The 21,724-nt window shown below is 67.0% G+C and carries 20 protein-coding genes; 9 read left to right on the plus strand and 11 right to left on the minus strand.

What is annotated here, in order from left to right:
* Window positions 1-26: 26 nt before the first annotated feature.
* Window positions 27-344, plus strand: coding sequence for a hypothetical protein (locus AC3WQZ_RS17490; RefSeq protein WP_011617180.1), 318 nt, complete (start codon window positions 27-29; stop codon window positions 342-344).
* Window positions 345-375: 31 nt separating this feature from the next.
* Here the strand turns inward: AC3WQZ_RS17490 and AC3WQZ_RS17495 are convergent, their stop codons facing one another.
* From AC3WQZ_RS17495 to paaA, 9 genes are all read right to left on the minus strand, one after another.
* Window positions 376-2,040: a cation acetate symporter gene (locus AC3WQZ_RS17495; protein ID WP_010809328.1), complete on the minus strand. Its 1,665-nt coding sequence runs from the start codon at window positions 2,038-2,040 to the stop codon at window positions 376-378.
* Window positions 2,037-2,345, minus strand: coding sequence for a DUF485 domain-containing protein (locus tag AC3WQZ_RS17500; RefSeq protein WP_010809327.1), 309 nt, complete (start codon window positions 2,343-2,345; stop codon window positions 2,037-2,039). The genes AC3WQZ_RS17495 and AC3WQZ_RS17500 overlap by 4 nt, the downstream gene beginning before the upstream one ends.
* Window positions 2,346-2,500: 155 nt before the next feature.
* Complete coding sequence (paaK, locus tag AC3WQZ_RS17505) at window positions 2,501-3,850, minus strand: phenylacetate--CoA ligase PaaK (RefSeq protein ID WP_010809326.1); 1,350 nt, start codon at window positions 3,848-3,850, stop codon at window positions 2,501-2,503.
* A 70-nt stretch (window positions 3,851-3,920) separates the two neighbouring features.
* Window positions 3,921-5,585, minus strand: a complete 1,665-nt coding sequence (gene paaN / locus AC3WQZ_RS17510) for a phenylacetic acid degradation protein PaaN (RefSeq protein WP_492300941.1) — start codon at window positions 5,583-5,585, stop codon at window positions 3,921-3,923.
* Between the two features lie 71 nt (window positions 5,586-5,656).
* Window positions 5,657-6,733: a 1,2-phenylacetyl-CoA epoxidase subunit PaaE gene (gene paaE, locus AC3WQZ_RS17515; protein ID WP_010809324.1), complete on the minus strand. Its 1,077-nt coding sequence runs from the start codon at window positions 6,731-6,733 to the stop codon at window positions 5,657-5,659.
* 19 nt (window positions 6,734-6,752) lie between these two features.
* On the minus strand, window positions 6,753-7,268 hold the full coding sequence (paaD, locus tag AC3WQZ_RS17520; protein ID WP_439669084.1) for a 1,2-phenylacetyl-CoA epoxidase subunit PaaD: 516 nt from the start codon (window positions 7,266-7,268) through the stop codon (window positions 6,753-6,755).
* A 5-nt stretch (window positions 7,269-7,273) separates the two neighbouring features.
* On the minus strand, window positions 7,274-8,029 hold the full coding sequence (gene paaC, locus AC3WQZ_RS17525; RefSeq protein WP_010809322.1) for a 1,2-phenylacetyl-CoA epoxidase subunit PaaC: 756 nt from the start codon (window positions 8,027-8,029) through the stop codon (window positions 7,274-7,276).
* Between the two features lie 10 nt (window positions 8,030-8,039).
* Window positions 8,040-8,321 carry a 1,2-phenylacetyl-CoA epoxidase subunit PaaB gene (paaB, locus tag AC3WQZ_RS17530; protein ID WP_010809321.1) on the minus strand — a complete coding sequence of 94 codons (282 nt, stop codon included), beginning with the start codon at window positions 8,319-8,321 and terminating at the stop codon, window positions 8,040-8,042.
* A 54-nt stretch (window positions 8,322-8,375) separates the two neighbouring features.
* Window positions 8,376-9,362, minus strand: coding sequence for a 1,2-phenylacetyl-CoA epoxidase subunit PaaA (gene paaA / locus AC3WQZ_RS17535; protein ID WP_492300942.1), 987 nt, complete (start codon window positions 9,360-9,362; stop codon window positions 8,376-8,378).
* A 131-nt stretch (window positions 9,363-9,493) separates the two neighbouring features.
* Here paaA and paaX point away from each other — a divergent pair, with 131 nt between their 5' ends.
* Entirely contained in the window at window positions 9,494-10,432 is a 939-nt protein-coding gene (gene paaX, locus AC3WQZ_RS17540; RefSeq protein WP_011617184.1) for a phenylacetic acid degradation operon negative regulatory protein PaaX, read from the plus strand.
* Window positions 10,433-10,474: 42 nt separating this feature from the next.
* Here the strand turns inward: paaX and AC3WQZ_RS17545 are convergent, their stop codons facing one another.
* Window positions 10,475-11,491, minus strand: a complete 1,017-nt coding sequence (locus AC3WQZ_RS17545; protein WP_010809318.1) for a 1-aminocyclopropane-1-carboxylate deaminase — start codon at window positions 11,489-11,491, stop codon at window positions 10,475-10,477.
* Window positions 11,492-11,683: 192 nt separating this feature from the next.
* Between AC3WQZ_RS17545 and AC3WQZ_RS17550 the strand changes: the two genes are divergently transcribed.
* Window positions 11,684-12,199, plus strand: a complete 516-nt coding sequence (locus tag AC3WQZ_RS17550; RefSeq protein ID WP_492297231.1) for an Lrp/AsnC family transcriptional regulator — start codon at window positions 11,684-11,686, stop codon at window positions 12,197-12,199.
* Window positions 12,200-12,349: 150 nt separating this feature from the next.
* Here the strand turns inward: AC3WQZ_RS17550 and AC3WQZ_RS17555 are convergent, their stop codons facing one another.
* Window positions 12,350-13,516 carry an acyl-CoA dehydrogenase family protein gene (locus tag AC3WQZ_RS17555; RefSeq protein ID WP_010809316.1) on the minus strand — a complete coding sequence of 389 codons (1,167 nt, stop codon included), beginning with the start codon at window positions 13,514-13,516 and terminating at the stop codon, window positions 12,350-12,352.
* 255 nt (window positions 13,517-13,771) lie between these two features.
* Here AC3WQZ_RS17555 and AC3WQZ_RS17560 point away from each other — a divergent pair, with 255 nt between their 5' ends.
* The 6 genes from AC3WQZ_RS17560 (at window position 13,772) to AC3WQZ_RS17585 (ending at window position 21,711) form a co-directional block, all read left to right on the plus strand.
* Window positions 13,772-15,076, plus strand: a complete 1,305-nt coding sequence (locus AC3WQZ_RS17560) for an acetyl-CoA hydrolase/transferase family protein (protein WP_492300943.1) — start codon at window positions 13,772-13,774, stop codon at window positions 15,074-15,076.
* A gap of 41 nt (window positions 15,077-15,117) precedes the next feature.
* Window positions 15,118-16,326, plus strand: coding sequence for an acetyl-CoA C-acetyltransferase (locus AC3WQZ_RS17565; protein ID WP_010809314.1), 1,209 nt, complete (start codon window positions 15,118-15,120; stop codon window positions 16,324-16,326).
* 119 nt (window positions 16,327-16,445) lie between these two features.
* Window positions 16,446-17,432, plus strand: a complete 987-nt coding sequence (locus AC3WQZ_RS17570; RefSeq protein ID WP_492300944.1) for a Bug family tripartite tricarboxylate transporter substrate binding protein — start codon at window positions 16,446-16,448, stop codon at window positions 17,430-17,432.
* Between the two features lie 51 nt (window positions 17,433-17,483).
* On the plus strand, window positions 17,484-18,641 hold the full coding sequence (locus tag AC3WQZ_RS17575; RefSeq protein WP_439671818.1) for an acyl-CoA dehydrogenase family protein: 1,158 nt from the start codon (window positions 17,484-17,486) through the stop codon (window positions 18,639-18,641).
* 96 nt (window positions 18,642-18,737) lie between these two features.
* Complete coding sequence (locus tag AC3WQZ_RS17580) at window positions 18,738-20,036, plus strand: CaiB/BaiF CoA transferase family protein (protein WP_011617190.1); 1,299 nt, start codon at window positions 18,738-18,740, stop codon at window positions 20,034-20,036.
* Between the two features lie 142 nt (window positions 20,037-20,178).
* Window positions 20,179-21,711, plus strand: a complete 1,533-nt coding sequence (locus tag AC3WQZ_RS17585; RefSeq protein WP_454749264.1) for a class I adenylate-forming enzyme family protein — start codon at window positions 20,179-20,181, stop codon at window positions 21,709-21,711.
* Window positions 21,712-21,724: the final 13 nt, after the last annotated feature.

Consider the following 21,724-nt stretch of genomic DNA (forward strand, 5'->3'; position numbering starts at 1 on the left):
GCCCGGGCCATAGCAGGAGTTGGCAAATGGAGAAGAAGCCCCCACCTGATGAAAACACGGACCTCCCACGCCGAGGGCACGGCTCCGCTGCGCGAGCGGCGAAGACTCCGCCGCCTCAGCAGAGCATGCCCGGGCATCTTATCGAGCTGAGGCCGGGCTTCTTTCTCAACCCCGACCACATTATCAGCGTGCGGGTGTTGCCGGAGGAGGAAGGCGACGTCTATGCAGTCCTGCACCTGTCGAATGGCGACAAGCAGAACCTTACCCGCGGCGAGTTCACCGCCATTACCGGGGAAGAGCCGCGCCCGCCGGCGCGGCTGCCGCAGAAACCACTGACCGAATAGCGTTGCTGCTACGCGGCCCTGCCCCCCCGGATCAATGCTGGCTCGCCCCGGCAGCCCCGATCCCGGTCATCGCACGCACGAACTGCGCACCATAGCGCTGGCGCTCGGTGCTGGCCTGGGTGGAGCGGTCCAGCACCGACGCCAGCCAGGCGCTGGCGAAGGCCAGCGTCATCGAGAACAGCGCCGGGTTGGCATACGGGAAGATCGCCTTGTCATGATGCAGGATGCCCACCCAGACCGTCGGGCCCAGCACCAGCAGCGCCACCGCTGACACCAGCCCGGCCAGGCTGCCGGCCACGGCGCCGCGCGTGGTCAGGCCTTTCCAGAACATCGACAGGAACAGCACCGGGAAGTTGACCGAGGCCGCGATCGCCAGCACCAGGCCGGACAGGAAGGCGATGTTCTGCTTCTCGAACATCACGCCCAGCACCATGGCCAGCACGCCGATCACCAGGGTGGCCGCCTTGGACACCCGGATCTCGTCCTTCTCGTTGGCCTGCCCGCGGCGGAACACGTTGGCGTACAGGTCATGCGAGACCGCGGAAGCGCCCGACAGGGCCAGGCCCGCCACCACCGCGAGGATGGTCGCGAACGCCACCGCCGAGATAAAGCCCAGGAAGAGATCGCCGCCGATCGCGTGCGACAGGTGCACCGCCACCATATTGCTGCCGCCGATGATCTTGCCGGCCGCGTCGCGGTAGGCCGGATCCGCGCCCACCATCACGATCGCACCGAAGCCCACCACCAGGATCAGCACGTAGAAGTAGCCGATGAAGCCGGTGGCGTAGAGCACGGACTTGCGCGCCTCGCGGGCGTCTGCCACCGTGAAGAAGCGCATCAGGATGTGCGGCAGGCCCGCGGTGCCGAACATCATGCCCACCCCCAGCGAGATCGCATCGATGGGATTGGACACCAGCCCGCCCGGAGACAGGATCGCCAGCCCCTTGTCATGCACCTTCGCCGCGCCGGCGAACATGGCTTCCGGGCTGAAGCCGAAGTACGCCAGCACCATCACCGCCATGAAGGTCACGCCGCCCAGCAGCAGCGCGGCCTTGATGATCTGCACCCAGGTGGTGGCCAGCATGCCGCCGAACATCACATACAGCACCATCAACAGGCCGACGATCACCACGGCGGACTCATAGCTGGTGCCGAACAGCAGCTCGATCAGCTTGCCGGCGCCGACCATCTGCGCCACCAGGTACATGATCACCACCGTCAGCGTGCCGCAGGCGGCGGTGATCCGCACCGGCTTCTGCGCCAGCCGGTATGACACCACGTCGGCAAAGGTATAGCGGCCAAGGTTGCGCAGCCGTTCGGCGACGATGAACAGGATGATCGGCCAGCCCGCCACCACGCCCAGCGCGTAGATCAGTCCGTCATAGCCCTTGTCGAACATCATCGCGGAGATGCCGAGGAAGGAGGCAGCCGAGACCATGTCGCCGGCGATGGCCAGGCCGTTCTGGAAGCCGCTCAGCCCGCCTCCGGCGGCATAGAAGTCGGATGCCGAGCGCGTGCGGCGCGCGGCCCATCGGGTAATGCCGAGCGTGAACAGCACGAACAGCAGGAACATCACGATGGCGCTCCAGTTCAGCGGCCGCGGCGCGGCATCGCCCTGGATGGCGGGGGCCGCCGCGGCGGCCATGCTGGCAAGCCCGAGCAGGGCCGCGCACAGGTAACGGTTGGCGGGTTTCATGCCCGGCACTCCTTGCGCACGCGTTCGTTGAGCGGATCCAGGTCGCGGTTGGCCCGGTACACGTAGATCCCGGTCAGCAGCACGGCCGAGACGATCACCGCCACGCCGACGGGAATGCCCACCGTCATCACACCCGCGCCGAGCGGTGTGCCGAGCGTGGCCGGCGAGAACGCCAGCAGCAGGATAAAGCCGAAGTAGATCGCCAGCATGACCAGCGTCAGCGACCAGCCCAGGCGGGTCCGCCCGTTGGTCAGCCGGATGAAATCGGGGTGGTTCTGGATGGTTTCCAGTTGTCGCGCGTCCATGGTGGTCTCCTTTGGCGCAGGGGGCACGGCGCCTCTGGGTGGGCGCCATCGTTGAGTGGTTCGTTGAGACTTGAACTCTTGCGGCGGTGTGCTCCCTCTCCCCGCATGGGGAGAGGGAGCACACATGCAATGGCTTGTCAGTTCATGCGATACGTTCAGATCGCCCCGACCGGCTGCTCGTGCGTGAACTTCGGCCGCATATCGAGCACCCGCCGTGCCTTGCCGACCGTGGTGCGCTCGATGCCGTCCGCATCCACCACCTGCACGCGCGTGGTCACGCCCACGTAGGTCTTGATCTGGTCCTTCAGCTCGCGCTCCAGCATCGCGCGGTCGTCCGCGCAGAGGGGTGCCGAACCTCCGGGCCGCGCTTCGACGCGCACTTCCAGCTTGTCCAGGTGGCCGTCGCGGGTCACCACCAGCTGGTACTGCGGCGCCAGCGCCGGCGTCTTCAGGATCAGCTCCTCGATCTGCGACGGGAACACATTGACGCCGCGGATGATCAGCATGTCGTCCGAACGGCCGGTGATCTTGCCGATGCGGCGCATCGAACGCGAGGTGGGCGGCAGCAGGCGCGTCAGGTCGCGCGTGCGGTATCGGATCACCGGCAGCGCTTCCTTGGTGAGCGACGTGAACACCAGTTCGCCCTCTTCTCCATCCGGCAGCACCTCGCCGGTGACCGGATCGATGATCTCGGCGTAGAAGTGGTCTTCCCAGATCACCGGACCGTCCTTGCTCTCGATGCATTCGCAAGCGACACCCGGCCCCATGACTTCAGACAGGCCGTAGATGTCCACCGCGTCGATACCGGCACGTGCCTCGATTTCGGCGCGCATCGCATCCGTCCACGGCTCGGCGCCGAAGATGCCCACCTTGAGCGAGCTTTCCGACGGATCCATGCCCTGGCGCTCCATCTCCTCGATCAGGTTCAGCATGTATGACGGCGTCACCATGATGATGTTGGGCTCGAACTCGCGGATCAGCTGCACCTGTTTCTCGGTCTGTCCGCCGGACATGGGGATCACCGTGCAGCCGGCCTTCTCGGCGCCATAGTGGGCACCCAGGCCGCCCGTGAACAGGCCGTAGCCATAGCTGACATGGACCAGGTCGCCGGCGCGGCCGCCGGCGGCGCGGATCGAGCGCGCCACCACGCTGGCCCAGGTATCGATATCCTTCGCGGTATAGCCGACCACGGTCGGCTTGCCCGTGGTGCCGCTCGACGCATGCACGCGCGCCACCTTCTCGCGCGGCACCGCGAACATGCCGAAGGGATAGTTGTCGCGCAGGTCCTGCTTGGTCAGGAACGGGAACTTCGACAGGTCCGACAGCGACTGCAGGTCGTCCGGATGCACCCCGGCCGCATGGAAGGCCTTGCGGTAATGCGGCACGTTGTCGTAGGCATGGCGCACGCTCCATTTCAGCCGTTCCAGCTGCAGCGCCTGCAGTTCGTCGCGGCTGGCGCGCTCGATCGGCTCCAGCTCGTTGGGGTTGGGGATGCGTTGAACCATTGTCTACTCCATCATCGTTATGATTGCGCCGCATTTCTATTGGGGGCCGGCGCCGGGTACTGCGACTGCATCAGATATGGGAACGGCTCTGTACCACGCGGAAGCGGTTGGCGACGAAAGCCGCATCCGACAGCGAGGCATTGGCTGCCGGGTTGGCGCCGGTGGCGTGGAAGTCGCTGAACGCGGCCGACTGGTTGACGAACACGCCCCCGGTCAGGTTCAGCGACAGGGCCACGCCCGCGTCCTCGGCGGCTTCGCGGATGCCCTCGGCCATGCCGGCATCGGTGGTGTAGGCCGACAACGTCAGTGCGCCATGTTCCTTCGCGCCGCGGTGCACCAGCGCGATGCTGTGCGCGGTGTTGTCGGTGGCGACGATGAACGAGATCGGGCCGAACAATTCCTGCATGATCTTGTCCTCGTCGCTGGCGTCCACCTTGAGCACCAGCGGCGTGCGGATGCGCGCGCCGGGGAACTCCGGGTGCTCCAGCACGCGGCTGTCGGCGACGATCTCGCCCAGTGCGCGCGACGATTCGATGCGCTGAACCACCCCGTCGTTCTGGATCGCGCCGAGCAGCTCCACCGCCTTGGCCGCATCGCTGGTGAGCCTGACCACGCCCTCCCCGATCGCCGCGGCCACCTGGTCGAAGCTGAGGTGCCCTTCCGGCGTGTCGATGCCGCCCTTCGGCACATAGATGTTCTGCGGTGCCGTGCACATCTGGCCCGAGTACAGCGCCAGCGAGAACGCGATATTGCGCACCATGCCCTTGAAGTCGCTGGTGGAGTGGATCACGATCTGGTTGACGCCGGCCTTCTCGGTATAGACCTGGGCCTGGTGCGCGTTGCGCTCCAGCCAGTTGCCATTGGCGCTGCTGCCGGTGAAGTCGATCAGGCGCACTTCCGGGCGCAGCGCCAGCGTGGACGCCATGCGCTCGGTCGGGTCGTTGGCCACCAGCGTGACCAGGTTGGGGTCGAAGCCGGCTTCCTGCAGCACCTCGCGCGCCACCTCGACGGTGATCGCCAGCGGCAGGATCGCGCCCGGGTGCGGCTTGACCACCACCGCGTTGCCGGTCGCCAGGCTGGCGAACAGGCCGGGATAGCCGTTCCAGGTCGGGAAGGTGCAGCAGCCGATCACCAGGCCCACGCCGCGCGGCACCACGCTGTAGCGCTTCTCCATGCGCAGCGGCTCGTTCTTGCCCTGCGGCTTCTCCCAGATGGCCTGCTTCGGAATGCGGCGCATCTCGTCCCAGGCGTAGGCCACCGCTTCCAGCCCGCGGTCCTGCGCGTGCGGGCCGCCGGCCTGGAAGGCCATCATGAAGGCCTGGCCGGTGGTGTGCATTACCGCGTAGGCAATCTCGAAGCTGCGGCGGTTCAGGCGCTGCAGGATTTCCAGCGACACGCCGACCCAGGCTTCCGGCCCGGCCTTGCGCCAGGCCGGCATGCCTTCGGCCATGCCGGCAAAGAGCTGGTCGAGGTCGGGCTTCGGATAGGTGATGCCCAGTTCCGCGCCGTAGGGCGAGACTTCCTTGCCGGCCTGGCCGACGGTGCCCGGCTGCGACAGCGCGAACGGGCGGTTCAGGCGGGCCTCGAAGGCAGCCTTGCCGTCGGCGTTGGCGGTTTCGCCGTAGACCCTGGGGCTCGGCATTTCGCTGAACGGGCTCCAGTAGCCGCGCTCGGCAATGGCTTGGGTGGCTTGTTCCAGCAGCGCCTGGTGGCGTTCAAAAAACGGATGGGACACGGCTTGCTCCGGGGGCAGAATGGTTTGCGTATGGTTCGGGATGGCGGCAAGGGATTGCCGCGGGAAGCGCTTCAGGTTTCCTGGTCGAAGTCGATCACCAGCCTGTCGCTGACGGCGTAGCTCTGGCAGCTGAGGATGAAGCCGCGCGCGACTTCGTAGTCCTCCAGCGCAAAGTTGACGTCCATGTCGACCTCGCCTTCGATGCGCTTGCAGCGGCAGGTCGAGCAGACCCCGCCCTTGCATGAGTAAGGCAGCTCGATGCCTTGCGCCAGCGCGGCATCCAGCACCGTCTCCTTGTTCTTCTCCAGCGTGAAGGAGCGCGTGCGGCCGTCCTGGATCACCGTGACCTCGCACTGCTGCTGCCCCACCTGCTTGTGCGCATGCGCCGCCGGGCGGGCCGCGGGAATGCTGGTGGCAAACAGCTCGCGCTTGATGCGGGCCTTGTCCACGCCGTTGTCGAGCAGCGCCTGCGACACCTCTTCCATCATCGAGTGCGGGCCGCAGATAAAGGCGATGTCGATGTCCTGCGGCTTGACCCAGTGCTTGAGCAAGGCATTGACCTTCTCGCCGTCGATGCGGCCGTTGAACAGGTCGATATCCAGCTGCTCGCGGCTGAGCACGAACACCAGGTTGAAGCGCTGCAGGTAGGTGTCCTTCAGGTCTTCCAGCTCTTCCTTGAACAGCACCGAAGACGAGGCGCGGTTGCCGTAGAACAGCGTGAAGCGGCTCTGGGGCTCGGCCTCCAGCGTAGTCTTGATGATCGACAGCATCGGCGTGATGCCGCTGCCGGCGGCGAAGGCCACGTAGTGCCTCGCCTGCGTGGCAGACAGCGGCACGTGGAAGTGGCCGGATGGCGGCATCACTTCCAGCTTCATGCCGGGCTGCAGTTGTTCGTTGGCCCAGTTGGAGAACAGGCCGCCGTCGACGCGCTTGATCGCGACGCGCAGCTGCGCGTCCTGCACCGCCGAGCAGATCGAGTACGAGCGGCGCACGTCCTCGCCGCCGATGCCGGTGCGCAGCGTCAGGTGCTGGCCCTGGATGTAGCGGTAGGTGTCGGCCAGTTCATCCGGCACGGCAAAGGTCACGGCCACGGCATCGCGGGTTTCGCGGGTGACCGAGGCCACGGTCAGTTCATGGAATTTGCTCATCTCACTACCCCGGTCAGGCTCAGTGCGCCTTGAAGTAATCGAACGGTTCCTTGCAGTCGCCGCAGCGGTACAGGGCCTTGCAGGCGGTCGAGCCGAACTGGCTCACCAGCCGCGTGTGCCGCGAGCCGCAGTGCGGGCACGCCACCACCAGCGCCGGCGCCGCCTTGCGGCTGATGCCGCTGATGTCGATCACCTGCTGGGCCGGCGGCGCAATGCCGTAGCCGCCCAGGCTGGCCTTGCCGCGCGGCGTCATCCAGTCGGTGGTCCAGGCCGGCGCCAGCTGCGTGCGCACGCGCACGCTGGCAATGCCCTGCGCAGCCAGCGTGCGCTCGATCTCCTCCCGGATCACGGTCATGGCCGGGCAGCCGGAGTACGTCGGGGTGATGGTGACGACGCAGGCGTCGTCCTCCCATGCCACGTCGCGCACAATGCCGAGATCCACCACCGAGATCACCGGGATCTCGGGATCGGGCACCGTATCGAGCCAGGTCCAGACCTGCCCGAGCGCCGGGCGTGCGATCGCTTGCGCAGTCATGGCGTTCACCAGCTGGCGCCCGGATAGGCGCGCTGCAGGAACTGCATTTCGGCCAGCAGGTAGCCGAGGTGTTCGGTATGGCGGCCGTGGCGGCCGCCGCTTTGCGACCACGTGCCCGCAGGCAGCTGCAGCGTGGCTTCTTCCAGCACCGCGGCCACGTGGCGCTGCCACGGTTCGGCCAGTGATGCGGGATCCGGCACCAGGCCGGCCTGCACCAGCGCGGCGTCGCCCGCGTCGGACTCGAACAGCTCATCGCTGAACATCCACAGGTCGTTGAAGGCATCCTGCATGCGGCGGTGGCTCTCTTCGCTGCCGTCGCCCAGGCGCACCACCAGGTCGGCGCTGCGGCGCACGTGGTAGGTCACTTCCTTGAGCGACTTGGCGGCGATCTCGGCGATGCGGGCATCGGTCGAGCGCTGCAGCCCGTCGAGCAGGAAGTAGTGCCAGGTGTCGAACAGGAACTGCCGCGCCAGCGTATCGGCATAGCTGCCGTTGGGCTGCTCCACCAGCAGCGGGTTGCGGAACTGGTGCGCGTCGCGCAGGTAGGCCATCTGGTCGGCGCTGCGGCCGGCGCCCTCCACTTCCGCGGCGTAGCCCAGCCACAGCCGGGTCTGGCCGATCAGGTCGAGCGCGACATTGGTCAGCGCGATGTCCTCTTCCAGCGCCGGGCCGCGGCCGCACCATTCCGACAGGCGCTGGCCAAGGACCAGCGTGGCGTCGCCGAGGCGCAGCAGGTATTCGAGCTTGTGGTTGTCCATCATGCGGGCCGTATCAGATGTGCTTGACGGCTTCCGGCATCGGGAAGAACGTCGGGTGGCGGTAGACCTTGCTGTTGGCCGGCTCGAACAGCGGGCCCTTGTCGCCGGGGCTGCTGGCGACCACGTCGCCGGCCTTCACCACCCAGACGCTGACGCCCTCGTTGCGGCGCGTATAGACGTCACGCGCGTTGTTGATCGCCATTTCGCCGTCGGGCGCGTGCAGGCTGCCCACGTGCTTGTGGGCCAGGCCGTGCTGGCTGCGGATAAAGATCTCCCAAAGCGGCCACTCTTTCATGGCAACCTCCTGTGTCATTGCGTTGGATGGATGGCGGCGCCGGGCGCCGCGGGGTCACGCGGCGGCGCGCTGGGCCTGCTTGTCGGCGTGGGTCACCAGGGCATCGCGGAACCACGCGCCCTCTTCCCAGGCCTTGACGCGGGTGCGCAGGCGGTCGCGGTTGCAGGGGCCGTTGCCCTGGATGACGTTGTAGAACTCGGACCAGTCGATCTCGCCGAAGTCATAGTGGCCGCGCTCCTCGTTCCACTTCAGTTCGGGATCCGGAATGGCCAGGCCCAGGTACTCTGCCTGCGGCACGGTCTGGTCGACCATCTTCTGGCGCAGCTCGTCATTGGAGAACAGCTTGATGCGCCATTGCATGGATTGCGCGCTGTTGGGCGAATCGCCGTCGGACGGGCCGAACATCATCAGCGCCGGCCACCACCAGCGATTGAGCGCGTCCTGCGCCATCTGCTTCTGCTCGGGGGTGCCGTTGCACAGCGACAGCAGGATGTCGTAGCCCTGGCGCTGGTGGAACGACTCTTCCTTGCACACGCGCACCATGGCGCGCGCATAGGGCCCGAACGAGCAGCGGCACAGCGGCACCTGGTTGATGATGGCCGAGCCGTCGACCAGCCAGCCGATCATGCCGATGTCGGCCCAACTCAGCGTCGGGTAGTTGAAGATGCTGGAATACTTGGCCTTGCCGGTGTGCAGGTCGCCCAGCATCTGGTCGCGCGACACGCCCAGGGTCTCGGCCGCGCTGTAGAGATACAGGCCATGGCCGGCCTCATCCTGGATCTTGGCCAGCAAGACTGCCTTGCGCTCCAGCGTCGGCGCGCGGGTGACCCAGTTGCCTTCCGGCAGCTGGCCCACGATCTCGGAATGGGCATGCTGCGAGATCTGGCGGACCAGGGTCTTGCGATAGGCCTCCGGCATCCAGTCCTTGGCCTCGATCTTGATCCCGGCATCGACGCGCGCCTGGAACTCGCGCTCCTGCGGCTCCATTTCTTCCATGGCGCGAAGCCTCGTCGCTCCTGTCTCCACCAGCTGTGCGTACATCCTTTGCTCCGCTCTTGGTTGCTCTGAATCGGGGTCTTGACCTGCATCAACATCGTCAGTTGCAACGGATGGTAGTGATACAATTTGATTCAATCAATCTGCATTTGTGTATCACTTCAGGGAGCGGGCCGATGGCGACGCCAGGCACAGATCCGGTTTCTCCCCGCGTGGCGCGGCTGGCACGCGGGCTGAAGCTGGGCGCCAATTCCATGCTGGTGACCTTGTTCGGCGATGTGGTGGCGCCGCGGCCGCAGGCCATCTGGCTGGGCAGCCTGATCCGGCTGGCGGCGCCGTTCGGCATCAATGACCGGCTGGTGCGCACCGCCACCTTCCGCCTTACCGCCGACGACTGGCTGGCCGCGACCAGGATGGGGCGGCGCAGCTACTACGGGCTGTCAGACGCCGGTTTGCAGCGTGTACTGCACGCCGGCAAGCGCATCTATGCGGGCGAGGCATCCGAATGGGACGGCCGCTGGACCCTGGTGATGGTGCGCGGTGACGTACGCGCCACGGTCCGGCAGAAGCTGAAGCGGGAATTGCTGTGGGAGGGCTTCGGCGCCATCGCGCCAGGGGTGATGGCCCACCCCCAAGCGGACCTCGCCTCGCTGCGCGAAATCCTCCAGGCCGCACGCGCGCAGGACGATGTGGCGGTGATGGAGGCAAGCAGCCTCGAGGCGTTTTCCATCCGGCCACTGCAGGCGCTGATGCACCAGACCTTCAAGCTCGGCGACGTGGCCGCTGCCTGGCAGGCACTGCTGCGCCGCTTTGCGCCGCTGGCCGAAGAGGCCGCCGGGCTTGCTCCGGCCGATGCTTTCTTCGTGCGGACGCTCCTGGTGCACGAATACCGGCGTGTGCTGCTGCGCGACCCCAACCTGCCCGAAGCGATGCTGCCGCAAGACTGGCCCGGCCGCACCGCGCGCGGCTTGTGCCACACCCTGTACGGGGCGCTGCTAGACGCCAGCGAAGACTACCTGCACCGCGTGGTGGAAGCGGCGGACGGTTCGCTGCACGATGCCAACCGGAGCCTGCGCCTGCGCTTTGGGGCGGGCGCGCAGGCGGGCAACGATTAACCGGGCATCCGGGGAATCCCGGCTGCGCACCTGCGCATGGAATCACCCGTCCTTGAACAGGAAGCTGTAGGCGTTCAGTGCCGGCACCCCGCCGAGGTGCGCAAAGAGGACTTTCGATCCTTGCGGAAACTCGCCGCGACGGACCATGTCGATCATGCCCTGCATGGACTTGCCCTCATAGACCGGGTCCGTCATCATGCCCTCCAGCCTGGCGCTGAGGCGGATGGCTTCCAGGGTGCCGGCCGAAGGCAGGCCGTATTCGGGTCCGCCATAGCGGGTGTCCAGCACCACGTCCGCTTCAGTGATGTCGCGGCCGAGGCCGACCAGCTCCGCGGTATGGCGGGCGATGCGCAGGATCTGCGCGCGCGTCGGTTCCGGCTTGGCCGATGCATCGATGCCGATGACCCGGTCCGCGCGGCCGTCGGCAGCGAATCCGACCACCATGCCCGCCTGCGTGCTGCCGGTGACCGAGCAGACCACGATGTAGTCGAACCTGAAGCCGAGTCCGGCTTCCTGCTCCCGCACTTCCTCGGCGAAGCCTACGTAGCCGAGACCGCCGAGCGGATGCTCCGAGCAGCCTGCCGGAATCGGGTAGGGCTTGCCGCCCGCCTTGCGCACGCTCTCCATGGCTTCTTCCCAGCTGGGGCGAATACCGATGTCGAAGCCTTCGCTGACCAGGCGCACGTCGGCCCCCATGATGCGCGACATCTGGATGTTGCCCACGCGGTCATAAACCGCGTCGGAGTAGTTGACCCAGTTCTCCTGCACCAGCACGCACTTCAGCCCCAGGTGGGCCGCGATGGCGGCAACCTGGCGCGTGTGGTTCGACTGGATCCCGCCGATCGAGACCAGCGTATCGGCGCCCTGCGCCAGCACGTCTGGAATGACGTATTCGAGCTTGCGCGTCTTGTTGCCGCCAAAGGCGAGCCCGCTGTTGCAGTCGTCGCGCTTGGCATAGAGCTCGACCTTGCCACCCAGGCTTTCGCTCAGCCGCGATAGCGGATGGATCGGCGTCGGGCCGAAGGTCAGGGAATGACGCGGAAATTGCTTCAGGTTCATGACTGGCTCCAGGTTGCGGTTGGCATGCGGGCGCCTTGCAGCCGCAAAGCCCGGCATTCGCACGGACGCCGCGCGACGCCGCATCTGGAATCATCATAAGAAGGCTGGGACGAAAGGTGCTTGCAAATATCTGCGACTTCTTGCACGATAAAAAGCCAGGAAGCACCATGAAATTTTCTTTATTTCGTAGAAATGGCGACATCCAGAATAAAATTTCGTGCGAAATCCGAGACCTCCGCGCAGCCCGCGCCGGTGCTGGATCGCACGGACAAGGCCATCCTGCGCGCCTTGCAGCGCGATGCGTCCATTTCCAACCTGGCCCTGGCGGGCAAGGTCAGCCTCAGCCCGCCCGCGTGCCTGCGCCGCGTGGAACGCCTGAAGGCAGATGGCCTGATCCGCGGCGTCGTGGCGCTGCTGAACCCGGCTCCGCTGGACGCAGGAATGCTGGTCATCATCGGGGTCGTGCTGGACAGGTCCACGCCCGAGTCGTTTGCCGCCTTTGAGAAAGCGGCGCAGAAGGTATCAGGCTGTATGGAATGCCATGAAGTCACCGGCGAGTTCGACTACATCATGATGCTCAGGACCAAGGACAGCGAGAGCTTCAACCGCCTCCACGCGGAGCAGTTGCTCTACCTGCCGGGCGTGCGGCAGATTCGCTCGTTCATGGTGCTCAAGCAGGTGCTGTCGACGACGCAGTTTCCGATTTGAGGATCGGGCTGGATCCGGCTGCGCGGGCGAAGAGAGGAGACAGGGAGGGGAATTCGGGGCCTGGGCGAAGCAGGAACCCCGGCGCCGTTGCTGCCGGGGTTCCATCTGGCCAGCCCCTTGAATATTGGGGGCTGGCGCGCCGTCCATCGCTCAGAATGAGCGCGGCAGGCCCAGGACGTGTTCGGCGACGAAAGAGTAGATCAGGTTGGTGGAGATCGGTGCCACCTGGTACAGCCGCGTTTCCCGGAACTTGCGCTCCACGTCGTATTCGCAGGCAAAGCCGAAACCACCGTGGAACTGCAGGCAGGCGTTGCCGGCTTCCCAGCTCGCCTTGGCCGCCAGGTACTTGGCCATGTTGGCCTGGGCCCCCATGGGCTCGTGCTTGTCAAACAGCTCACAGGCTTTCCAGCGCATCAGGTTTGCCGCTTCCAGTTCGATAAAGGACTCGGCGATCGGGAACTGCACGCCCTGGTTCTGGCCGATGGGGCGGCCGAAGACCTCGCGTTCCCTGACGTACTTGGTCACGCGGTCGATGAACCAATAGCCGTCGCCGATGCACTCGGCCGCGATCAGCGTGCGCTCGGCGTTCAGGCCATCGAGGATGTACTTGAAGCCCTTGCCCTCTTCACCGATCAGGTTTTCCTCGGGGATTTCCAGGTCCTCGAAAAACAGTTCATTGGTCTCGTGGTTGACCATGTTGGGGATGGGGCGCACGGTCAGGCCCTTCTTCTGCGCCTCGTGCAGGTCCACCATGAAGATGGACATCCCCTCGCTCTTCTTCTTCACGTCGGCCAGCGGCGTGGTGCGCGCCAGCAGGATCATGAAGTCGCTGTGCTGGACGCGGCTGATCCAGACCTTCTGGCCGTTGACGACGTAGCGTCCGTCCTTCTTGACCGCCGAGGTCTTGATCTTGGTGGTGTCAGTGCCGGTGGTGGGCTCGGTCACGCCCATGGACTGCAGGCGCCATTCCCCCGAGGCAATCTTCGGCAGGTACTTGTCCTTCTGTGCCCTGGAGCCGTGCCGCAGCAGCGTGCCCATGTTGTACATCTGGCCGTGGCAGGCGCCGGAGTTGCCGCCGCAGCGGTTGATCTCTTCCATGATGACCGAGGCTTCGGTCAGACCCAGGCCGGAACCACCGTACTCCTGCGGAATCAGCGCCGCCAGCCAGCCCGCCGCGGTCAGCGCATTGACAAAGGCCTCGGGGTAGGCGCGCTGCTCGTCCACCTTGCGGAAGTACTCATCGGGAAACTCCGCGCAAAGCGCGCGGATGGCGTCGCGGATTTCTTGGAAGTTGTTCGATTGGGTCTGTTCGATCATGGCGCTTGGCTTGCGTTCGGTCTCTGGCGGACGGCCGCCTCCTTGTGATAACCGCAATAGTCGCGGCGTTCGGCCGGTTGGACAATCAGCCTTTCCGAAAGCGCGCCTTCCACCGGGGTTAAGTCCTGGCGACGGTTAAGGCCTTTCGCTTTCGCCAAAGTCCGCCATTGGCATTGTCAAATAGCGCAAACCACGCTTTGGGAACATGCTCCGGGCTATCCGGCGCATGCGCCGACTGACCGCTGCCCCGTGGACATGCACACCCTCGCCTCCCGCCTGCAAGCCCTGATCCGCCCCGGAGACCATATCTGGTGGGGGCAAGCGACCGCCGAGCCGCTGACGCTGACGCGCGCACTGGTGGAGCACCGCCACGCCATCGCCCAGGGCGGACGGCTCAGTGTCTTTGTCGGCATCGGGCAGTCAGACACGCTGCAGCCGGCCCAGGCGGATGTGCTCGACTTCTTCGGCTACGCCGCCAGCGGCCCGCACCGGCAACTGGCCAGGGCCGGCGTGCTGGACATCGTGCCCAGCCACTATTCGCACCTGCCCGGGCTGATCCGCCAGGGCACGCTGCGGGCGGACGTGGCGCTGGTGCAGGTCTCGCCCGCCGACGAGCAGGGGCGCCACAGCCTGGGGCTGGTGCATGAATACCTCCCCGCGGCGCTCGACCGCGCCCGCGTCATCATCGCCGAGGTGAACCCTGAGGTGCCGTGGACCCACGGCAGCCGCTACCTGAGCGCGGACGATATCGACCTGCAGGTCGAAGCGCTGCACCCGCCGATCAGCCTTGACCGCAGCGCGCCCGGCGCGGCCGAACAGGCCATCGCCCGTCAAATCGCCGGCTGGGTGGAGGATGGCGCCACCCTGCAGATGGGCATCGGCAACCTGCCAGAGGCCGTGGTCGTTGCGCTGAATGGCCACCGCGACCTGGGGCTGCACAGCGGCGCGATCGGCGACGGCATTGCGGCGCTGGCCGAAGCCGGGGTGCTGACCAACGCACGCAAGAGCATCGATACGGGCGTGGGCATCGCCGGCATCCTGATGGGCAGCGAACGGCTGCGGCGCTGGGCCCACCGCAATCCGCAGCTGCAGCTGCGCGAGACCGCCTATACCCATCACCCCGAGGTGCTGGCCAGCGTCGACAAGCTGACCGCCATCAACTCCGCCATCGAGGTCGACCTCACCGGCCAGGTGAACGCCGAAGTTGCCGCCGGCGTCTATGTCGGCGCCGTCGGCGGTGCCGTGGACTTCCTGCGCGGCGCCGCGCGCAGCCGCGGTGGCCTGCCCATCGTCGCGCTGCCGGCAACCGCCAAGGGCGCGAGCCGCATCGTGGCCCAGTTGTCCGGCCCGGTCAGCACGCCCCGCTCGGACGCGGGCCTGATCGTCACCGAACACGGCGTTGCCGACCTGCGCGGCCAGACGCTGTCGCAGCGCGTGCGCCGCATGCTGGACATTGCCGCCCCCGAACACCGCGCGGACCTGGAACGCCAGGCCCACGCCCTGCTGCGCCAGTGCGGCGCGGCCTTCGTCGCCCTTCCCGGGCACACGCTGGCCAACTGACTTACTTGCTCATCCCAACACAGAGTTCCAAGGAGACTTCCATGCGCAGAGCTGCAATCGTCACTCCCCTCCGCACGCCCGTCGGCACCTTCGGCGGCAGCTTGCGCCCGGTGCCCGTGGAGGAACTGGCCGCCACCGCCGTGCGCGCAGTGGTGGAACGCAGCGGCATCGATCCCGCGCGTATCGACGACGTGGTCTTTGCCCAGTCCTACGCCAACAGCGAAGTGCCCTGCGTCGGCCGCTGGGCCGCGCTGCAGGCCGGCCTGCCGGTCGAGGTGCCGGGCATGCAGCTGGACCGCCGCTGCGGCGGCGGCCTGCAGGCCATCGTCACGGCCTCGATGATGGTGCAAAGCGGCGCCGCCGACGTGGTGATCGCGGGCGGCGTCGAGAGCATGAGCAATATCGAGTACTACACCACCGACATGCGCTGGGGCGCGCGCTCGGGCAATGTGCGCTTCTTCGACCGCCTCGACCGCGGCCGTGAACGCTCCCAGCCGGTCGAGCGCTTCGGCAAGATCTCCGGGATGATCGAGACCGCCGAGAACCTGGCGCGCGACTACGGCATCAGCCGCGAGGCGGCCGATGTCTTCGCCGCCCGCAGCCACGCACGCGCCGCGGCAGCCTGGGAGGCCGGCCGCTTCGATGCCGAGGTCGTGCCCGTGCAGGTGCCCCAGCGCAAGGGCGATCCGGTGCGGTTCGCGCGCGACGAAGGTTTCCGCCCGGAAACCACGCGTGAAAGCCTTGGCAAGCTGCGCACGCTGATGCCGAACGGTACCGTCACCGCTGGCAACGCCAGCCAGCAGAACGACGCGTCGGCCGCCTGCCTGATCGTGGCCGAAGACAAGCTGGCCGAACTGGGCCTGACCCCCATGGCCTCGCTGGTGGGCTGGGCGGCGGCCGGCTGCGAGCCCTCGCACATGGGCATCGGCCCGGTGCCCGCGGTGAAGAAGCTGCTGGCGCGCCTGAACCTGACGCTGGACCAGATGGACCTGGTCGAGCTGAACGAAGCCTTCGCCTGCCAGGTGCTGGCCGTGCTCAAGGGCTGGGAATGGCATGACCAGGATGCGATCGAGCAGAAGCTGAACGTGAACGGCTCGGGCATCTCGCTGGGCCATCCGATCGGCGCCACCGGCGTGCGCATCCTGGCCACGCTGCTGCATGAACTGCAGCGCCGTGGCGGCCGCTATGGCCTGGAAACCATGTGCATCGGCGGCGGCCAGGGTATTGCCGCGGTCTTCGAACGCTACTGAGAAAACCCACTCCATTCACCGTACAGCCCCCGTGCGCGACGGCGGGGGCTGCGCCCGCCTTTTGCCTTTTGCTTTTCGGCTTTTGCCATCGGCTCTTTGCTTTACGTAGGAGAAGTATCTTGATTTCCACCTCATGCCGCCACGCCATGCTGGCCGCCCTGGCTCTGTGCGGCGCAACCCTGGCTACTCCCACTGCCTCGGCACAGCCCAACGGCCAGCCGGTGCGCCTCGTGGTCGGCTACGCGGCCGGCGGCCCCGCCGACCAGGCCGCGCGCCTGTTTGCGGTGGCGTTGGGCAAGGCGCTCAACGCCAACGTCATCGTCGACAACAAGCCCGGCGCCAATGCCACGCTGGCCGGCTATGAAGTGGTCCGCGCCAGGCCCGACGGCGCCACGCTGTGGTTCGCCGCCAGCGCGGCGCTGACGGTCGCGCCCAACATCATGAAGAGCCTGCCGTACGACCCGGCCAAGGACCTCGCCCCGGTGGCACCGGTGGCGCGCTACTACAACATGCTGGTGGCCAACGTCAAGGAGCCGTTCAAGGGCACCCAGGACCTGGTTGCCTACGCCAGGGCGCATCCCGGCAAGCTCAGCTACGGCTCCTCGGGCGTCGGCAGCTCCAACCACGTCGCCATGGCCCTGTTCGCCCGGCAGGCGCAGGTCCAGCTGAACCATATTCCCTACAAGGGCAATGCCCCGGCCATGACCGACACCATCGGCGGCCAGATCGACGTGATGTTCGATATCATCAGCACCGCCAGCGGCTATGTGCAGAGCGGCAAGGTCAAGCCCATCGCCGTGGGCTCGCCCAAGCGCAGCGCATCGCTGCCCGGCGTGCCCACCTTCCGCGAATCCGGGATTGCCGGCCTCAAGGACTACGAAGCCGGCGGCTGGTACGCCATCTACGCCCCCAAGGGCGTAACCCCCGAGCAGACCCAGAAGCTGGCCGCAGCAGTGCGGCAGGCCGTGGAAGACGTTGAGCTCAGGAAGCGCTATGCCGAACTGGGCTACGAACAGTGGAGCGGCACCACGCAGGATGTCGTGAACACCGCCGCGCGCGAGCGCACGCAGTGGGCCAGCGTGCTCAAGGGCGTGACGCTGGACTGATGGTCCCGCCCCCTCGAACCGACACCGACCCGACACCCAGGAAGAACCGACATGATCCGCGATAACGACATCCTCGAAGCCCTGCTCGACAGCGTGCGCCGCTTTGTGCGCGAGCGCCTGGTGCCCGCCGAGGCGCTGGTCGCCGAGACCGACGAAATCCCGCAGGATATCGTGCAGGACATGCGCGAGATGGGCCTGTTCGGCATGACCATCCCCGAGCGCTTTGGCGGCCTGGAGCTGACCATGGAGGAGGAAGTGCGCGTGGTCATGGAGCTGTGCCAGACCTCGCCGGCCTTCCGCTCGCTGCTGGGCACCACCGTGGGCATCGGCTCGCAGGGCATCCTGATGGATGGCACGCCGGAGCAGCAGGCCGCGTGGCTGCCCCGCCTGGCCACCGGCGAGATCCTGGCCTCCTTTGCCCTGACCGAACCGGATGCCGGCTCGGACGCCGGTTCGCTGCGCACCACCGCGGTCAGGAATGGCGACCACTACGTGGTCAACGGCACCAAGCGCTTTATCACCAACGCGCCGCAGGCCGGCATGTTCACGCTGATGGCGCGTACCAACCCTGAAATCAAGGGCTCGGCCGGCGTCTCGGCATTTATCGTCGATGCCAGGACGCCCGGCATCAGCTTCGGCAAGCGCGACGTGAAGATGGGGCAGAAAGGCGCGCATACCTGCGACGTGATCTTCGACAACGTGCGCGTACCGGCCGAGAACCTGATCGGCCTGAAGGAAGGCCAGGGCTTCAAGACGGCGATGAAGGTGCTCGACAAGGGCCGGCTGCACATTGCGGCGGTCAGCGTCGGGGTGGCCAGGCGCGTGCTGCGCGACGCGCTGAACTACGCACTGGAGCGCCAGCAGTTCGGCCAGCCGATCTGCGAGTTCCAGCTGATCCAGGCCATGCTGGCCGACAGCCAGGCCGAGCTTTATGCCGCCGAATGCATGGTGATCGACGCCGCGCGCCGCCGCGACGAAGGCAGGAACGTCTCCACCGAAGCCTCGTGCTGCAAGATGTTCGCCACCGAGATGGTGGGCCGCGTGGCGGACCGCGCGGTACAGATTCTCGGCGGTTCCGGCTATATTTCCGAGTTCGGCATCGAGCGCTTCTACCGCGATGTGCGCCTGTTCCGCCTGTATGAGGGCACCACGCAGATCCAGCAGGTCATCATCGCGCGCAACATGATCCGTGAGGCCCGCGGCGCGTAAGCACCGCGCCCCGCGCCAATACACCTGAACCATGCCCGCGTGCAACGCTGCCCGTCCCCAGGACGGGCAGCCTGCCTTGAGACCGCCTGACCTGACATGACAGATTCCACCGCTACGCCGGCCGCTGGCCTTCCTCCCCCCTCCGCCCGCACCGGCGCCCTGAGTCACCTGCGCGTGCTCGATCTCTCGCGCGTGCTGGCCGGACCGTGGTCAACCCAGAACCTGGCGGACATGGGCGCCGACGTGATCAAGATCGAAAAACCCGGCGAAGGCGACGATACGCGCCACTGGGGGCCCCCTTTCCTCGCCGACGAGGCCGGCGCGCCGACCCGGCAGGCTTGCTATTTCACCGCCGCCAACCGCAACAAGCGCTCGGTCACCGTGGACATGGCCACGCCCGAGGGACAGGAGCTGATCCGCGAGCTGGCCCGGCAGAGCGATGTGGTGGTGGAGAATTTCAAGACCGGCGGCCTCAAGCGCTACGGGCTGGACTATGACAGCCTGAGCGCGCTCAACCCGCGCCTGATCTATTGCTCGGTCACGGGGTTTGGCCACACCGGACCCTACGCGGCGCGGCCCGGCTACGACCTGCTGATCCAGGCCATGAGCGGCCTGATGAGCATCACCGGCCACGCCGACGGCGAGCCCGGCGGCGGCCCGATGAAGGTAGGCGTGGCCGTGATCGACCTGTTCACCGGCATGTACGCCACCACCGCGATCCTGAGCGCGCTGGAAGCGCGCCACTTCACCGGCCGCGGCCAGCATATCGACATCGCCCTGCTGGATGTGGCGATGGCGGTGCTGGCCAACCAGGGCGCGGGCTTCCTGAACGCCGGCGACGTGCCGCGGCGCCAAGGCAATATCCACCCTAGCGTGGTGCCCTACCAGGACTTCCCGACCGCCGACGGCAATATGCTGCTGGCCATCGGCAACGACGGGCAGTTCGCACGCTTCTGCGACGCCGCGGGCGTGGACTGGGCGCGCGACGAGCGCTATGCCACCAATACCGGCCGCGTCAACAACCGCAAGACGCTGATCGCGATGATGATGGAGCTCACGCGCACCCGGTCCACGGCGCAATGGGTCGCACTGCTGGAAGCCAATTCCGTGCCTTGCGGCCCCATCAACAATATCGCCCAGGCCCACGCCGACCCCCATGTGCAACACCGTGGCCTGCGCGTCGAGCAAGAGCGCTATCCGGGAGCCCAGCCGCCCGCCGGCGAGCCAGTGAACCACGTGGTCACCACGGCCAGCCCGCTGCGCCTGTCAGAGACGCCCCCGACGCTGCGCTACGCCCCGCCCGCGCTGGGCCAGCACACCGACGAGGTGCTGCGCGACTACCTGAAGCTGAGCCCGCAGCAACTGGAAGCACTGCGCGCCAGGCGCGTGGTGTAAGCGGCCAGGCGGCTTTCGGCAGACAAGAAATCCGCCTTTGCCGATTACCGATTGCACCGTGCAACGGGCGCACATACACTGGCGCCGTTCGGCTGGCCCCCGCCTCGCCGAACGGTTTTTCCAGCACAAGGATTCCCGCGAGATGCCACCGGACCGAGACACCCCACCACGGATCAGCGACATCCCTCGCCGCTGGGCCGCCGAGACCCCCGGCCATGTGGCCGTCTTCGAGGAAGGCCGGACCACCACCTATGCGCAGCTGTGGGCGGGCATCGAGGATGCGCAGCGCTACCTGCAAGCGCAGGGCGTGGGCACCGGCGATCGGGTGCTGATCACGGCCGAGAACTGCCTGGCGGTGATCACGCTGGTGTTCGCCTTGTCGGAACTGGGCGCGTGGCCGGTCGTCGTCAACGCCCGCCTGTCGGAGCGGGAAATCGAGGTGATCCGCGCCCACTGCCAGCCGCGCCTGATGCTGTTCACCCACGCGGTGTCGCCCGATGCCCTGCGGCACGGCGTGCGCTACCGGGCCAGGGAGATTGCCCCGGCCGGCCTCGGCCCGCTGATGGCGGGCGCTGTCGACGAGGCCGGCGAGCGCGAGCCTGAAGCGCTCGCGCGTGATGTCGCCGCGTTGATCTATACCTCCGGCACCACCGGACAGCCCAAGGGCGTGATGGTCACCCACCGGGGCCTGCTGCACTTTGCGCGCGTCACGGTCGAGTCGCGCCGCATGCAGGCAGACGACTGCGCCTATGCGGTCATGCCGATGTCGCATGTGTTCGGGCTGGGGACGCTGCTGGTCTCGACCCTGCAGGCCGGCGCCAGCCTGTACCTGAGCGCGCGTTTCAATGCCGCTGACGTCACCGCCGCGATCCGGCAGGGTGCGATCACGCTGCTGCAGGGCGTGCCGACAATGTTCAACCGCATCGTCGCCCATGTGCGGGCAATGGGCACGCCCCTGCAGGCTTCGCCGCGGCTGCGCTATCTCTACACCGGCGGCGGGCCGCTTGATCCGACGCTCAAGCACGACGTCGAGGCGATGTTCGGCCAGCCGCTGCACCATGGCTATGGCATGACCGAATATGCGGGGTCGCTGTTCGTGACCCGCATGGACCGGCCGCGCACCGACTGCTCGGCCGGCGAGATCGTCGAAGGCGCGGAACTGCGGGTAGTCGGGCCGGAAGGCAAGCCGGTGCCGCCGGGGCAACCCGGCGAGCTATGGATCAGGGGGCCCGGCGTGATGCGCGGCTACTACCGCGCACCGGACCTGAGCGCCGAGGCCCTGCGGCCCGACGGCTGGCTCAATACCGGCGACATCGGCCGGCTGGACCCCGGCGGCGCGCTGTTCATCGTCGGCCGCACCAAGGACCTGATCATCCGCTCGGGCTTCAATGTCTACCCGATCGAAGTCGAATCGGTCATCAACACGCATCCGTCCGTGCGCGTATCAGCCGTCATCGGGCAGCCCACCGCGGACGGCAACGAGGAAGTGATCGCCTTCGTCGAGATCAGGGATGGCGAGAAATTCGACGCGCAGGCGCTGCACGACTACCTGGTCGACCGCCTGTCGCCGTACAAGCGCCCGGAGCGGATCCTGCGCGTTGCCTCGATCCCCACCACGGCCAGCGGCAAGCTGCTGAAGCACCAGCTACGGCAGATGCTGGCGGACAAGGCCTAGTCCGCCGGGCGCC

Source organism: Cupriavidus sp. FW305-26, assembly GCF_058787975.1.

What these genes read in the sequence shown, in the direction of transcription:
- AC3WQZ_RS17490 (WP_011617180.1), top strand. Translation starts at nt 27, where the DNA reads ATGGAGAAGAAGCCCCCACCTGATGAAAACACGGACCTCCCACGCCGA.
- AC3WQZ_RS17495 (WP_010809328.1), bottom strand. Translation starts at nt 2,040, where the DNA reads ATGAAACCCGCCAACCGTTACCTGTGCGCGGCCCTGCTCGGGCTTGCC.
- AC3WQZ_RS17500 (WP_010809327.1), bottom strand. Translation starts at nt 2,345, where the DNA reads ATGGACGCGCGACAACTGGAAACCATCCAGAACCACCCCGATTTCATC.
- paaK (WP_010809326.1), bottom strand. Translation starts at nt 3,850, where the DNA reads ATGGTTCAACGCATCCCCAACCCCAACGAGCTGGAGCCGATCGAGCGC.
- paaE (WP_010809324.1), bottom strand. Translation starts at nt 6,733, where the DNA reads ATGAGCAAATTCCATGAACTGACCGTGGCCTCGGTCACCCGCGAAACC.
- paaD (WP_439669084.1), bottom strand. Translation starts at nt 7,268, where the DNA reads ATGACTGCGCAAGCGATCGCACGCCCGGCGCTCGGGCAGGTCTGGACC.
- paaC (WP_010809322.1), bottom strand. Translation starts at nt 8,029, where the DNA reads ATGATGGACAACCACAAGCTCGAATACCTGCTGCGCCTCGGCGACGCC.
- paaB (WP_010809321.1), bottom strand. Translation starts at nt 8,321, where the DNA reads ATGAAAGAGTGGCCGCTTTGGGAGATCTTTATCCGCAGCCAGCACGGC.
- paaA (WP_492300942.1), bottom strand. Translation starts at nt 9,362, where the DNA reads ATGTACGCACAGCTGGTGGAGACAGGAGCGACGAGGCTTCGCGCCATG.
- paaX (WP_011617184.1), top strand. Translation starts at nt 9,494, where the DNA reads ATGGCGACGCCAGGCACAGATCCGGTTTCTCCCCGCGTGGCGCGGCTG.
- AC3WQZ_RS17545 (WP_010809318.1), bottom strand. Translation starts at nt 11,491, where the DNA reads ATGAACCTGAAGCAATTTCCGCGTCATTCCCTGACCTTCGGCCCGACG.
- AC3WQZ_RS17550 (WP_492297231.1), top strand. Translation starts at nt 11,684, where the DNA reads ATGGCGACATCCAGAATAAAATTTCGTGCGAAATCCGAGACCTCCGCG.
- AC3WQZ_RS17555 (WP_010809316.1), bottom strand. Translation starts at nt 13,516, where the DNA reads ATGATCGAACAGACCCAATCGAACAACTTCCAAGAAATCCGCGACGCC.
- AC3WQZ_RS17560 (WP_492300943.1), top strand. Translation starts at nt 13,772, where the DNA reads ATGCACACCCTCGCCTCCCGCCTGCAAGCCCTGATCCGCCCCGGAGAC.
- AC3WQZ_RS17565 (WP_010809314.1), top strand. Translation starts at nt 15,118, where the DNA reads ATGCGCAGAGCTGCAATCGTCACTCCCCTCCGCACGCCCGTCGGCACC.
- AC3WQZ_RS17575 (WP_439671818.1), top strand. Translation starts at nt 17,484, where the DNA reads ATGATCCGCGATAACGACATCCTCGAAGCCCTGCTCGACAGCGTGCGC.
- AC3WQZ_RS17580 (WP_011617190.1), top strand. Translation starts at nt 18,738, where the DNA reads ATGACAGATTCCACCGCTACGCCGGCCGCTGGCCTTCCTCCCCCCTCC.
- AC3WQZ_RS17585 (WP_454749264.1), top strand. Translation starts at nt 20,179, where the DNA reads ATGCCACCGGACCGAGACACCCCACCACGGATCAGCGACATCCCTCGC.